Here is a 13,877-nt window from a genome sequence, read left to right on the forward strand (position 1 = left end):
TTATTTTTAAATTAAACTCCTATTCTGCTCTTCTTAAAAAATGAAAATCCAGTTGTTTTTTTACTAGATCAGCATTTTTAACTTTTACATATATTTCATCACCCAGTTGTAAAATACTATCTGAAGTTGCGCCAACCAGGGCATATTGTTTTTCATCGAAAGTATAGTAATCATCTTTTATTTCTCTGATTCTTACCATTCCCTCACATTTGTTAGAAACGATTTCAACATAAATTCCCCACTCGGTAACACCCGAAATAACGCCCAGGAATTCTTCGTCCTGATGGTCCTGCATATATTTAACCTGCATGTATTTGATACTGTCGCGTTCTGCGTTAGTCGCCAGACTTTCCATATTCGAACAATGCAAACATTTCGTTTCATACACTTCTTCGTTTACAGAGGCTCCTTTATCTAAATAATATTGCAACAATCTGTGCACCATAACGTCCGGATAACGACGAATCGGAGAAGTGAAATGACTGTAATAATCAAAAGCTAAACCGTAATGACCAATGTTTTCTGTCGAATATTTGGCTTTACTCATACTTCTGATTGCAAGCGTATCAATTAAATTCTGCTCTTTTTTACCGTTTACTTCTTCCATCAATGCATTCAATGACTTCGAAATATCGCCTTTGTTACGGAAATCTATTTTATATCCGAATTTAGCAATTACGGTTTGCATCGCAATTAACTTATCTTCGTTGGGTTCATCGTGAATCCTGTAAATAAATGTTTTCTTTTGTTTACCAATGTATTCAGCCACTTTTCTGTTGGCTAAAAGCATAAATTCCTCGATAAGATGATTGGCATCTTTGGAAACTTTAAAATAAACGCCTTCCGGTTCGCCTTGTTCATCTAAGTTGAATTTTACTTCGACCTTATCAAAAGAAATAGCACCGTTTGCCATTCTTTTCTTTCTCAGAATCTTGGCTAATTCGTCTAATTTTAAAGTCGCATCCCTTATTTCATCTGAAACCACATACGATTCTCCTGTGATTGAAATATCAACCGGAATGGTATTGTCTTTTGTTTCAATGATATATTGTGCTTCTTCGTAGGCAAATCGCTGATCGGAATAAATTACAGTTCTTCCGAACCACTGGTTAATTACCTGTGCATTTTCTGCCACTTCAAAAATAGCTGAGAACGTATATTTTTCTTCATTCGGACGTAACGAACATGCAAAATTAGATAAAACTTCCGGAAGCATTGGCACTACCCTGTCTACTAAATAAACTGAAGTGGCACGTTGATAGGCTTCATCATCCAGGATGGTTCCTTCTTCCAGATAGTACGAAACATCGGCAATGTGAATTCCGATTTCGTAATTTCCATTCTCTAACTTTTTGAAAGACAAGGCATCATCAAAATCTTTTGCATCTTTCGGATCTATCGTAAACGTAAGTGTATCACGCATGTCACGACGTTTTGCAATTTCAGCTTCCTGAATCGATGTATCTATTTTCTGAGCAAACACCTCTACTTCTACCGGAAAATCGGATGGTAATCCATATTCAGCCAAAATAGCGTGGATTTCTGTATTGTGTTCTCCCGGTTTTCCTAAAACTTTAACAACAGATCCAAACGGACTGTCTGCTCTTTTTGGCCAGTCTTCGATTGTAACTAAAACAACATCCCCATTTTCTGCTTCTCCGATTTTATCTTTTGGAATAAAAATATCGGTATACATTTTAGGATTTGCCGTCGATACAAAAGCAAAATTGGCCTGAATATCTATTACTCCAACAAAGTCGGTTTTATTTCTTTCTACAACCTCAATAACTTCACCTTCAGGTCTTTTTCCTTTTCTTCTGTTATACACATACACTTTTACTTTGTCTTTGTCCAGTGCACGGTTCAGATTATTGGTCGGGATAAAAACATCTTCCGTAAATTCAGGACAAACAAAATAAGCTGTTTTACGACTTGTCATGTCGATTGTCCCTTCGTAATAATCCTGGCTTTCGGCTTTTACCAGATATTTACCGGGTTCAGACTCTATAATTTTTTTTGAAGCAGCCAGAATTTTTAAATCTTTAATAATCTGGTTTCTGCTTTTGGTATCATCAAGTTCAAGTTTTGCTCCTATCTGTTTGTAATTAAATGCTTTATTAGGGCTTTGCGATAAAATTTTAAATATTTTACTAGAGAAATCATTCTCATTTTTTATCGGCTTTCTAATTTTCTTACTCATATATCTTTTCTTATAAAGTTTAAAATTACAAATAAGATATCAGATAACAGATTTTAACAAATAGAATTATTAAAATTATAACTTTCAAAGGTCATTTCTAATTTGTATATTTAGATAGTCTCAACAACAAATTTACAGTACTGCTCATTTCTTATCTCTACAAAAAGACCTTTTATGGAAAGCTTTAAAACGATTGCCATATTCAATTATGACCACGAAACGGTTATTCTGAAACATTTATTAGAGCAGGAAGGAATACCTTATTTTTTTGAAAATGAAATGACATTATCGGTCGTTCCAATGTATTCGGCAGCACTGGGCGGAATCAAACTTAAAATTCATCCCAACGATTTCGAACAAGTCCAGGAAATTCTGGACAATCTTAACAATCCTCTCAAAATCGTATAAAATTATTATAATTAAAAAAGCTACCGGAAAGGGTAGCTTTTTTAATAACATATTGTCTTGTTCTAATTGACTAAAACAGTCTTTGTTGCTTTTCCCTTATCGGTGATAATTTCAAAATAATAAACTCCTTTCGATAAAGCATTTACAGAAATAGTATTGCTTTTTTCTGTTTTAATTAACTGACCCAGTGTATTGTAAATATTAACTTTTTGTAATTCTAAATTTTCATTTAAAGTAATATTTACCAATTCTGATGTAGGATTAGGATAGAGACTAAAATTTTCCATTACAAATTTATCTGTATTTAAGATAGTTGCTAAAGAATAAACCCTGACCTGACCTGTATAGGAACCATGCACAGTACTGGATATAGCTCCTATCGCTAAAGTTTTACCATTTGAAGATAAAGCAACAGCTCCACCACTATTATCACCTGCAGTTTCTCCATCAATATCAGATCCCATCTTTTTCCAGATGCCACCTACATTTTGATATATCCTGACATGTCCGGAACTTCTTCCGTTTTTTCCATAAGCATAAATAGCACCAATAGCTAAGGTTTGACCATCAGAAGATAGAGCCACATCCGCTCCACTATAATCCCCGTATTCTTCCCCATTTATATCACTGCCTCTTTGTTTCCAAACTCCTCCGTTATTATAATAAACACGAACATGACCAGAATCTGATCCATTTCCATTATTTCTTGGAGCTCCAATGGCTAAAATAGTTCCATCTGACGATAGGGCTAAATTATTACCACTTAAGTCACCTGCAGCTTCTCCATTTAGATCCGCTCCAATTTGTATCCAGCTCCCTGAGTTGTAATGATATACCTTTACATGACCTGCATCTTCTCCACTTGCATCATTTTTAGGAGCTCCGATCGCTAGTGTAGTACCATCTGCAGAAAGAACCACCATTTTACCAAATTCATCATTTGAAGCTGCACCGTTAATTTCACTTCCAATTTGTGTCCAATTACCTCCAACATTTTGATATACCCTTACCTGACCAGATTTAAGTACAGCACCATTTTTATTATAGGCTCCAACTGCTACTATAGAGCCATCATCAGAAAGAGCAACACTTTTTCCCGAAAAATCACCTTTTGATTCCCCATATATATTTCCAATTGAGATCCAAACACCCTCTACATTTTTAAATATACTGACACTTCCTGCATTGTCTGCTATTTTTGAATTTTGTGGATCTCCAAAAGCCAAAATGCTACCATCACTGGATAGAGCAACACTATTTCCACTTAATCTACTGCTTTCCCCACTAGTCAGATTCGCGCCAATCTTAGTCCAAGTACCCTCTATATTACGATATGCCTGTACTACATTATGACCGATTCCACCACTGGCCATCACTGTCCCATCATCTGAAAGGGCCACACTTGAACCAAACTGATGATTGGCATCAATTCCATCTATGTCTGTGCCGATTTGAGTCTGTCCAAAATTTAATAAAGGCAATAAAATTAAAAGTAAAGTTTTCTTCATAAGAATTTTTTTAAAAGATGAAGTGTAAATATATACAAATTAGTAAGAAATTAGAAAAACAAAACAATCCTCTCAAAATCGTTTAAACTGTTTCCTTTTTTTCATTCTCAAAATTTTTTTTCTCTTTTAAACTTTCAAAGTTGTCAACATATATTAAATACAACAAAAAGAAAATTTTAAATTTAATTAATTTTTGATGGTTATTATAGTGTGTTAATATCTCATATAAATTTATTTTTAAATGTATTGAAATCAAGTTTTGCTTACTTATATAGAGTTATCAACATAGTTATATTTAGTTAAACGACTAATTTTTAAGCCTTTTTCATTTTTAATTAACATTGGTTAACAACCAAAAATGGATTCATTTTGTAGATAACTTCATAACCTGAGTTTTGTTGAAAATGGCATTTTCGATATTGATAACTTTTCTAAAAATTCATCAAACTTTATTAGGTTTTTTCATTGCAGTTTTGGATTAGGTTTTTTTTCGACACGACCAAAAAAAACTTCTAATTTTCTATCCGAACTTATTAACAAATAATGTTAATTTAAAGTTAACTGAATATCAACGAATTAGCTTTTGGTATTAACATTCTAAAATTTTAACAAAAATATTATTTATTTCTTATTGATTATCAGGTTCTTACAGAGATGTTAAGATTGTTGATAAGTGGTAATGTTTTGATTTGAAATGAGTTATATATAGATTTATTTTAACCATAAATACTACAATATTTTACGTAAAGTCAAGAAAGCTAAAAAGGTTTAAACCTATTGAATTGCGGTGACAAAAATAGATTAAAAACGCATACAGTTTTTGCCACGAATTGCACTAATTTCCACGAATTTGAATTGGAGATTAAAAAGAAAAAATAATTCGTATTCGTGCAATTCGTGGCGAACTTTTCTTTTCAAATAGATTTACTTCAAAATTGTTTAGTTAAATTTGCAAGACACAACTTAATAGTACTTACAATGAAAATTTCAATAGGAAACGACCACGCAGGACCAGATTATAAAAAAGCAATTGTTGCGATGCTGAAAGCAAAAGGCTACGAAGTAACTAATTATGGTACAGATTCTGAAGATTCTGTCGATTATCCTGATTTTGGACATCCGGTTGCGAATGATATTTCTGAAGGTAAAGCTGATTTCGGAATTGTGATCTGCGGAAGCGGAAACGGAATTGCGATGACGGTTAACAAACACCCAAAAGTAAGAGCGGGTTTATGCTGGACCAAGGAAATTGCGTATTTAACCCGTTTGCATAATGACGCTAACATTGTCAGTATTCCGGCACGTTTTACATCGATCCCACAGGCCGTAGAAATAGTGGAAACATTTTTAAATACCGCATTTGAAGGTGGAAGACACCAAAACAGAGTGAATAAAATCGCCTGTCAGTAAAAAGTCAAAAAAAAAACGGGTGCTGCGCACCAAATAAGATAACACACCGGGCGGATTTTTTAATTCTTCCGGTTTTTTTATGTAAAATCCTTAAAACGAGTTTGTTATATCCTTTTTTTGAGTTATTAACATTGTTAACAACTAGATTTTAGGATATAATTTGAGGTAAACCAGGACAAGCTGAGCTAAAAAAATGATCGTAAATTTTATAATAAAAGAGTATTTACCCGTTTTATGCCTAAAAAGCAACATTGCCAGTAATAGTCCGATGGAGCCGCCAAATAAAGCAGCTGCCAATAGTGTATTTTCAGAAATTCGGGATTTATGTCTGACAGCCAAATATTTATCGTAACCTCCTAAGATAAATGCAATACTATTTACAATAAAAAAAAACAGTAATAAAACTTCCATTGGCTTAAAATTAGAAACAAAGATATTATTTTAGCCGGGTGATTACTTAATCTGTTGATTGTTTTAAGAAACAGATTATATCATTTTCTAATCAAGAAATTATTTCATTAAAGTATGACTAATATTCAATTCATTGCCAGAACTGTTCAGACAGCGGCAGTTAACATTCAAAATACGGTAAAATTATTAGAGGAAGACTGTACGATTCCGTTTATTTCCCGTTACCGAAAAGATACTACCGGAAATCTTGATGAAGTTCAGATCGAACAGATTGCCAAGCTTCAGAAAGACTATGAAGCGATTGTAAAACGTAAAGAAGCCGTTCTGAAATCAATCGAAGAACAGAAAGCACTTACGCCGGAATTAAAACAAAAGATAGAACAAAGTTTTGATTTACAGGAAATAGAAGATTTTTATCTTCCTTATAAAAAGAAGAAAAAAACCAAAGCCGATGTTGCGCGCGAATTTGGTTTGGAACCATTGGCCAAAATTATCATGTCTGAAAACGATGTTGATGTTGACTTTATTTCAACACAATACATCAATGAAAATGTGATTAATGAAGAAGCAGCGATGCAAGGCGCCCGTGATATTGTTGCGGAATGGATCAATGAGAATATTTATGTTCGTAAACAATTGCGAAGATTGTTTCAGCGCAAAGCAACTATCGGAACCAAAGTTGTAAAAAAGAAAAGCGAAGAAGAGGGAGCACAAAAATTCAGTCAGTATTTTGATTGGGAAGAACCGTTGACAAAAGCGCCTTCACACCGGTTATTAGCGATGCTTCGTGCAGAAAATGAAGGTTTTGTTAAAATGAAAGTGGAGGTTGATATCGATGAAGCCTATGATGTTATTGACGAAATAGTCATTAAAAAACAAAACAGCACCACGGCACATTTGCAGTTAGCGATTGAAGACAGTTACAAACGACTGCTGAATCCGGCGATTGGAAATGAAACTTTGCAGGAAGCCAAAGCAAAGGCAGATGCCAATTCAATTCAGGTTTTTGCCAACAATTTAGGGCAGTTATTATTGACACCGCCTTTGGGGGAGAAACGTATTCTGGCAATAGACCCTGGTTTCAGAAGCGGTTGTAAAGTAGTTTGCCTGGACGAAAAAGGAGATTTATTATATAACGAAACTATTTACCCGCACGCCCCTCAGAATGAGGAAGCCATGGCGATCAAGAAAATCCGTTCGATGGTAAATGCGTATCAGATTGACGCTATTTCTATCGGAAACGGAACGGCTTCGCGCGAAACTGAATTTTTTATCAAAAAAATCGCGTTCGACAAACCGATACAGGTTTTCATCGTTTCCGAGGCAGGAGCGTCGGTATATTCGGCATCAAAAATTGCGCGTGAAGAATTTCCTAATTATGATGTAACGGTTCGTGGTTCAGTTTCTATCGGGAGAAGACTTTCCGATCCTCTGGCCGAATTGGTAAAAATTGACCCAAAAGCAATTGGAGTAGGGCAGTACCAGCATGATGTCGATCAGACCAAACTAAAAGAAGAATTGGATAACACGGTTATTCGTTGCGTAAACTCGGTGGGTATTAATATCAATACGGCAAGTAAACATTTACTAAGTTATGTGAGTGGAATTGGAGAGAAACTGGCCGAAAACATTGTGCAGTACCGTTCCGAAAATGGCCCTTTCGAGGACAGGAAACAGTTGAAAAAAGTACCACGCCTGGGCGATAAGGCTTATCAGCAAGGGGCGGCATTTATCAGGATTTCAAATGCGAAAAATCCGTTAGACAATTCTGCGGTGCATCCTGAAGCCTATCCAGTTGTTGAAAAAATGGCAAAAGATTTGAAAATTTCGGTAAACGACTTAATTGCGAACAAAGAGAAAACAGCGCTGATTAAAGCCGAAAATTATATAACACCTGAAATTGGTTTACTAACCCTGAAAGACATCATCAAAGAGCTTGAAAAACCCGGACTGGACCCAAGAAAGTCGGCCAAGGTTTTTGAATTTGATGCGAATGTAAAATCGATCAAAGATTTAAGAACCGGAATGATTTTACCGGGGATTGTGAATAACATTACCAATTTTGGATGCTTTGTTGATATCGGAATCAAAGAAAGCGGACTGGTTCATATTTCACAGCTCAAAGCCGGTTTTGTAAGCGATGTAAACGAAGTGGTAAAATTACACCAGCACGTTGATGTAAAGGTCACGGAAGTGGATGAGGACAGAAAGAGAATTCAGCTGACGATGGTATTGTAAAATCAAATTCCAAGAAAAAAAATTCCAAATTCCAACTGGAATAGGTATAAAAAACTCCCAAATTACGATTGTAATTTGGGAGTTTTAATTTTTATGAAATTACTTTAGAATCACTTTTTTCGTGACACTTTTAGTATCATTTGTAATTTTGATTAAATATAAGCCGGAGGAATGGCTGGCTAAATTTATCTCCGTGTTTTCAGAAGTGGTCTTCAGCTCTGAAATAACTTTTCCCTGTGGGGAGATTACGGCTATTATTGATTTTGCGGGCGCAAAAACCGTAAACTTGTCACTACTTGGATTCGGATATAAAGTTACTGTTGCTTTTTCTAATTCGAAATCATTGTTAGATAAAGTAGCATTTTGAGGCAAATAGAAATTACCCGTCAATAGGAACATGTAGAGCGTTTTTAGTGTTTGGTTAAAATAATTCTTAGGTTCGTTTAATGCATTTAAATCGTTATAAGAAGCGTCTAAATGGGCCTGATTTTCCCCTGCCATTGCAGCACAGGCAAAAGCACCAACGAAAGTAGCATTATGCCATTGCCCGGTTACACTGCCATCCTGGTTATAACCATCTTTTATATTGCCGGAACCTCCAAGATTTACCCGTACAAAATCGGATGATTTTTTGGCGTAGGTTTTTGCATCAGCAGTGCCGTACCAGACATAATCAACCGCAATACGCCAGGGCGTTCTGGCAGCATCGTAATTATAGGTTTTCCCTCCGTTTTTATATCCGGATGCTTCAGAAGAATAGGCTCCGGACGCCTGGCACCAGTCGGAAACGAGAGCACCGGCGGCATTGTTTTGGGTTAAATTATTGTTGATCACCGTGTATGATTTTGCTGCAACGGCATTCCAAAAAGTGCTGTCATTCGTAAAATTTCCAAAAGCTCTGTAATAGGCAGGTGAGAAATAAGAAGGGTTTGTAATCTGGCTTCCGCCGAACTGATCTCCGGGTTTTAGTACAAAAGTATTCGCTTCAACTTCATGGGTTTTGATGGCGGCAATTAATGTTTTGGCATCATTTTTATAATTAATATTTCCTGTGCTTCCCCATTGGTAGTCTGCGACAATCAGGGCAAAGGCAGCATCCAGTTCGGCATCGGTTGCGCCATTGGCACCGTTAATTCCGGAACAGCCGTTGATTTTCCAGTTCATCACGCCATTCGCATTAACATTGTCTTTATAGTAAAGCCAAAGACCGTCAAATAATGTTTTGTCGGCTGCATAGGCAGAAAGCAGCATTCCGTATCCGATTCCTTCAGAGACAGTTTCAGAAGTATTGTCAAATTTTATTCTGTACCGTTCATTAGAACAGGCTTCAGCAAAATTCTCTTTCCAGAGATTGTAATTGTTTAACGCATCCTGGCTATTTCTGGTCGAAGCCATACTGCCATTGTTGAATACAAAATTGGCAGGAAAAGATTGCTTTTGTGCATAACTTTCGAGACACAACAAAGCAATACTAATCAGAAGTAGATTTTTCATAATTATTATTGATTAAATTTGGGACTCTAAAAGTAAGAATTTTTAGATATAAAAAAAATCCCAAACTACAAATGTAATTTGGGATCTGTCATAAGAAATGATTTCTTATTTAGTTTCTTCTTCTTTTTTAACTGCAGGAGCTGATTGATCATCTTTAGCAGCATTTTTAAATTCCTTAATTCCGCTTCCTAAACCTTTCATTAATTCCGGAATTTTTTTACCTCCAAAAAGTAATATCACGATACCTACTATTACGAGGATTTCTGTAAGACCTAATCTTCCCATGGTTTGTATATTTAATGCCTAAGCAAATTGTTTTCTAATTGTACCGCAAATGTATATAGAATATACGAAGAACAAGAGTGTTTGGTTTAAAATATTTGGTTTTAATAGCGTTAAATATTCTTTAAAATTATAATTTAAGAACATTCGCTTAATTTTGATACGCATCAACACAGTGATTAATTCTTATATTTGCTCGTGTAAACAACCAAAGATGGCTAAGAAGAAATTTAATTTCAGGAAAAAATTATTCGTCAAAAACCGATTGGTAATTTTGAATGTAGATACCTTTGAAGAGATTTTTTCGTTCAAACTGACCCTGATGAACGTCTTTGTCATTTTTTCGCTTGGCGGAATATTTTTAATTTTAATCACCACCTTTATTATTGCTTTTACCTCTTTGCGGGAATTTATTCCCGGATATTCTTCTTCTCAACTGAAGAAAAATGCAACCGAATTAGCTATAAAATCGGATTCACTGGAAAGGGCCTTAAAGAAAAATGAACTTTATATAAAAGGAATCCAGAAAGTTTTAAGAGGTGAACTGGAGTATGCGAAATTTAATAAAGATTCTATTCTGTCTGAAACAGAAGAAACGCCTGATCTTGACATGAAAGCTTCTGAGGAAGAAATTAAATTGCGGGAAGAAGTAGCGAAAACAGAAAAAGAATCGGGAGAAAAAGACCAGAATAAAAACAAAAGTGACAAAAAATAAGATCGATAAAAATGTCAATTAAAGCAATAGCGGCAAAATTATTTGCAAGCAAAATATATTATAAAACCCAGGCCTGGGCCAATAAACCGGTTGAAACCCAGCAAGCCGTATTTAAAAGTTTAATAAAGGATGCAAGAGACACTGCTTTTGGTGCGGATCATCATTTTGATACCATAAAAACGGTTCACGATTTTATAAAAAATGTTCCTGTAAGGGATTATGAAGACCTGAAACCTTATATAGATAAGGTGAGAACGGGAGAAAAAGATATTCTCTGGAAAGGCAAACCGCTTTATTTTGCCAAAACTTCGGGAACCACTTCGGGAGCCAAATATATTCCTTTGACGAAAGAGTCAATGCCGTATCATATTGAAGCTTCCAGAAATGCCATTTTACATTATATACATGAAACCGGAAAGGCTGATTTTGTGGACGGGAAAATGATTTTCCTGCAGGGAAGTCCCATTTTAACTGAAAAGTACGGAATTAAATTTGGAAGATTATCCGGGATAGCAGCGCATTTTGTTCCGAAGTATTTGCAAAAAAACCGAATGCCGTCTTTAGAAACCAATTGTATTGAAGACTGGGATACTAAAGTTAATGCCATTGTCGGGGAAACGATTGACCAAAACATGACCATTATTTCGGGGATTCCTTCCTGGGTGCAAATGTATTTTGAGCGTTTGCAGGAAAAAAGCGGTGGCAAAAAAATAGGGGAGTTATTCAAAAATTTTAACCTGTTTATTTACGGAGGCGTTAATTATGAACCTTACCGCGCGAAGTTCGAAAGCATGATTGGCAGAAAAGTAGACAGCATTGAGTTGTTTCCGGCTTCAGAAGGATTTTTTGCGTATCAGGATTCTCAAAAATCAAAAGGAATGCTGTTGTTATTGAATTCCGGAATTTTTTATGAGTTTATAAAAGCAGACGAATTTTTTACGGAAAACCCAAAAAGCTATACGATTGGAGAAGTAGAAACGGGTGTTAATTATGCGTTGATCATTTCCACAAATGCCGGACTCTGGCGTTATAATATTGGCGATACCGTTCAGTTTACTTCGTTATTTCCGCATCGTGTAATCGTTTCGGGGCGAATCAAACATTATATTTCCGCTTTTGGCGAGCATGTTATCGCAAGTGAAGTAGAAAATGCGATGAAAGAAGCAACACAGGGGACCGAAATTGTAATTAACGAATTTACCGTTGCACCCCAAATTACGCCATCGACCGGATTGCCTTATCACGAATGGTTGGTAGAATTTGAAAACGAACCTGAAGATATGGACGTTTTTGCTGAAGCAATTGACAGCGCCATGCGCAAACAAAATATTTATTATGACGATTTAATCACAGGAAACGTTTTGCGAAAAGTGGTCGTTACCAAAGTTTCCAAAAACGGATTTCAGGAATACATGAAATCACAGGGAAAATTGGGCGGCCAGAATAAAATTCCGAGATTGTCAAATAATAGGGATATTGCAGATAATTTAAAATAGAAAACAACTTACATTTGTAAGTTCGAAAATAACAAAGCATGAAAGAAACCAAACATATATCAAGATCAAGAGCGCAGGAATCCTCTGCGGCGATTGAAAAAATGTACATTACAATGCGCCACTTATTCAACCGTGGTTTTTACAAACCAATGGGAGTTTCAGGCGATAGTTTACGTGAATCTTTATTGGCATTACGCCCTGAAATCTATGGAAACATTGGAGAAGAAAAAGTAGAGCTAAACGGACTTTTATACGTTATAGAGCGTTTACCGATAGGAATTGAGCAATGCCGCTTTATTAACCTGACTTCAGACGAAGGATATTCCAAATCGCATTTTGAGGCCATCGTTCCTCCAAAAAGACGACGAAATTGTTACCGGATTGATGAGGAGCAGATGAATGTTGAAATCACCAGAGGCCGATCAGATATTTATGATATTTTAACGCACTTGACTTTTATCTTCATAGAATCCCATAAAATAAAAAACAGGGTATTATTAGATGACGGCGGTGAAGTTTCCCGCGACTGGATGAAGCTGGAGCAGGCGGTTATGCAAACCAAAAAATTGTCTTTGATCGAAAAAGAAAAAGCAATTTCACACGTAGCAAATATTCTGGCAAGAACTTTTGAGGAAGTTTTGGACATTTATGACACTTTCGGTTCTGATGAAGCTCCGGACCGTTTCCTGCATGTCATCTACTGGCTGGGAAAATTAGCAATTGAAGAAGTGATTGAGAATAATAAACGAACCATTACTTTTAGTCCGGTTTTAAGAGAACGCTTAGGACACCATATTCACGGAGAAATCTGGGCTACCAATATCAAGGAAGTTTTGAAGGCAAACAGCCTTTTAAAAAGACCGATTCACGTGATCAGTGCCAATATGCACAGTGTAATGAATTCAATTTTTGCGACTCCGTTGCTGAAGACAAAATTTAAGGACAAATCCGATTTTTTCATCTATGAGGAATTAAGTAAGTCAGGTGCAAAAGAAACAAGGAATCTCGTAGAAGAACTTGCCCTGAAAAACGGAATGATTTCGTTACCGGATACATCAGGAACAAATATTGACGTTCAGATTTTTGATACGGCTAAAATTGACTGGGCCAAAACAGCTTTTCCTAAAACAAAAACAGACGAAAAACCGGTTATTATTGTAATGGACTATGCTTTTGGAGAACAGGCATATGAAACCATTGATGAGCTTCTGAAACCGTATAAAAAAGATACGTTATTAGAAGTAAAATCGGTATCGATCATGGGTAAAGCCGGAATTTTAGAGGGAGGAAAAGGAGACATCATGATCCCGACTGCCCATATAAATGAAGGAACCGCCGATAATTATTTCTTCGAAAATGAATTGACAGGAGCCATGTTTGAAGGAAATGACATTGCCGTTTTTGAAGGCGCCATGGTTACTGTTTTAGGAACATCATTGCAAAACAGGGATTTACTGAAGTTCTTTCACGAATCGACCTGGGGCGTAATTGGACTTGAGATGGAAGGTTCGTATTACCAGAAAGCGATACAGTCGGCCTCGAAAATCAGAAAAAGCGTACCGCATGATGTGAAGGTACGATACGCCTATTATGCCTCAGATAATCCATTGGAAACAGGAAGTACACTCGCTTCAGGCGGATTGGGTACAACAGGTGTAAAACCAACGTATTTGATTACCATCAAAATTTTAGAACAAATATTCAACCTAAAATAG

Annotated in this window: 11 protein-coding genes; 6 read left to right on the forward strand and 5 right to left on the reverse strand. The window is 36.0% G+C overall.

What is annotated here, in order from left to right; translation table 11 throughout:
* Positions 1-19 precede the first annotated feature (19 nt).
* Positions 20-2,200: a ribonuclease R gene (gene rnr / locus D0817_RS08980; protein ID WP_127338065.1), complete on the reverse strand. Its 2,181-nt coding sequence runs from the start codon at positions 2,198-2,200 to the stop codon at positions 20-22.
* 174 nt (positions 2,201-2,374) lie between these two features.
* Here rnr and D0817_RS08985 point away from each other — a divergent pair, with 174 nt between their 5' ends.
* Positions 2,375-2,608 (forward strand): putative signal transducing protein, encoded by a 234-nt coding sequence (locus tag D0817_RS08985; RefSeq protein WP_127338066.1) that lies wholly within the window; start codon positions 2,375-2,377, stop codon positions 2,606-2,608.
* A 62-nt stretch (positions 2,609-2,670) separates the two neighbouring features.
* Here the strand turns inward: D0817_RS08985 and D0817_RS08990 are convergent, their stop codons facing one another.
* Positions 2,671-4,116 carry a T9SS type A sorting domain-containing protein gene (locus D0817_RS08990; protein WP_127338067.1) on the reverse strand — a complete coding sequence of 482 codons (1,446 nt, stop codon included), beginning with the start codon at positions 4,114-4,116 and terminating at the stop codon, positions 2,671-2,673.
* Positions 4,117-5,094: 978 nt separating this feature from the next.
* On the opposite strand from D0817_RS08990, the gene rpiB reads away from it, so the two are divergent.
* A complete protein-coding gene (gene rpiB / locus D0817_RS08995) occupies positions 5,095-5,526 on the forward strand; it encodes a ribose 5-phosphate isomerase B (RefSeq protein ID WP_127338068.1) in 432 nt (143 codons plus the stop codon).
* 141 nt (positions 5,527-5,667) lie between these two features.
* Here the strand turns inward: rpiB and D0817_RS09000 are convergent, their stop codons facing one another.
* Positions 5,668-5,937: a DUF1294 domain-containing protein gene (locus D0817_RS09000; protein ID WP_127338069.1), complete on the reverse strand. Its 270-nt coding sequence runs from the start codon at positions 5,935-5,937 to the stop codon at positions 5,668-5,670.
* Positions 5,938-6,051: 114 nt separating this feature from the next.
* On the opposite strand from D0817_RS09000, the gene D0817_RS09005 reads away from it, so the two are divergent.
* Positions 6,052-8,175, forward strand: a complete 2,124-nt coding sequence (locus D0817_RS09005; RefSeq protein ID WP_127338070.1) for a Tex family protein — start codon at positions 6,052-6,054, stop codon at positions 8,173-8,175.
* Positions 8,176-8,274: 99 nt separating this feature from the next.
* On the opposite strand, the gene D0817_RS09010 is transcribed toward D0817_RS09005, so the two are convergent.
* Entirely contained in the window at positions 8,275-9,669 is a 1,395-nt protein-coding gene (locus D0817_RS09010; protein WP_127338071.1) for a glycosyl hydrolase family 8, read from the reverse strand.
* Positions 9,670-9,774: 105 nt separating this feature from the next.
* Entirely contained in the window at positions 9,775-9,954 is a 180-nt protein-coding gene (locus D0817_RS09015; protein ID WP_127338072.1) for a Sec-independent protein translocase subunit TatA/TatB, read from the reverse strand.
* Between the two features lie 211 nt (positions 9,955-10,165).
* Between D0817_RS09015 and D0817_RS09020 the strand changes: the two genes are divergently transcribed.
* The 3 genes from D0817_RS09020 to D0817_RS09030 are packed head-to-tail and all read left to right on the forward strand — an operon-like array spanning position 10,166 to position 13,877.
* Positions 10,166-10,666, forward strand: a complete 501-nt coding sequence (locus D0817_RS09020) for a peptidase (RefSeq protein WP_127338073.1) — start codon at positions 10,166-10,168, stop codon at positions 10,664-10,666.
* 11 nt (positions 10,667-10,677) lie between these two features.
* Entirely contained in the window at positions 10,678-12,162 is a 1,485-nt protein-coding gene (locus D0817_RS09025) for a GH3 auxin-responsive promoter family protein (protein WP_127338074.1), read from the forward strand.
* Positions 12,163-12,200: 38 nt separating this feature from the next.
* A complete protein-coding gene (locus tag D0817_RS09030; protein WP_127338075.1) occupies positions 12,201-13,877 on the forward strand; it encodes a DUF6909 family protein in 1,677 nt (558 codons plus the stop codon).

The sequence above is a fragment of the Flavobacterium cupreum genome (genome assembly GCF_003996965.1).
GTDB lineage: Bacteria > Bacteroidota > Bacteroidia > Flavobacteriales > Flavobacteriaceae > Flavobacterium > Flavobacterium cupreum.

Excerpts from the sequence above, each read along its gene's own strand:
- D0817_RS09025 (WP_127338074.1), top strand. The coding sequence starts at position 10,678 with ATGTCAATTAAAGCAATAGCGGCAAAATTATTTGCAAGCAAAATATAT.
- D0817_RS08990 (WP_127338067.1), bottom strand. The coding sequence starts at position 4,116 with ATGAAGAAAACTTTACTTTTAATTTTATTGCCTTTATTAAATTTTGGA.
- D0817_RS09030 (WP_127338075.1), top strand. The coding sequence starts at position 12,201 with ATGAAAGAAACCAAACATATATCAAGATCAAGAGCGCAGGAATCCTCT.
- rnr (WP_127338065.1), bottom strand. The coding sequence starts at position 2,200 with ATGAGTAAGAAAATTAGAAAGCCGATAAAAAATGAGAATGATTTCTCT.
- D0817_RS09010 (WP_127338071.1), bottom strand. The coding sequence starts at position 9,669 with ATGAAAAATCTACTTCTGATTAGTATTGCTTTGTTGTGTCTCGAAAGT.
- D0817_RS09005 (WP_127338070.1), top strand. The coding sequence starts at position 6,052 with ATGACTAATATTCAATTCATTGCCAGAACTGTTCAGACAGCGGCAGTT.
- D0817_RS08985 (WP_127338066.1), top strand. The coding sequence starts at position 2,375 with ATGGAAAGCTTTAAAACGATTGCCATATTCAATTATGACCACGAAACG.
- D0817_RS09000 (WP_127338069.1), bottom strand. The coding sequence starts at position 5,937 with ATGGAAGTTTTATTACTGTTTTTTTTTATTGTAAATAGTATTGCATTT.
- D0817_RS09020 (WP_127338073.1), top strand. The coding sequence starts at position 10,166 with ATGGCTAAGAAGAAATTTAATTTCAGGAAAAAATTATTCGTCAAAAAC.
- rpiB (WP_127338068.1), top strand. The coding sequence starts at position 5,095 with ATGAAAATTTCAATAGGAAACGACCACGCAGGACCAGATTATAAAAAA.
- D0817_RS09015 (WP_127338072.1), bottom strand. The coding sequence starts at position 9,954 with ATGGGAAGATTAGGTCTTACAGAAATCCTCGTAATAGTAGGTATCGTG.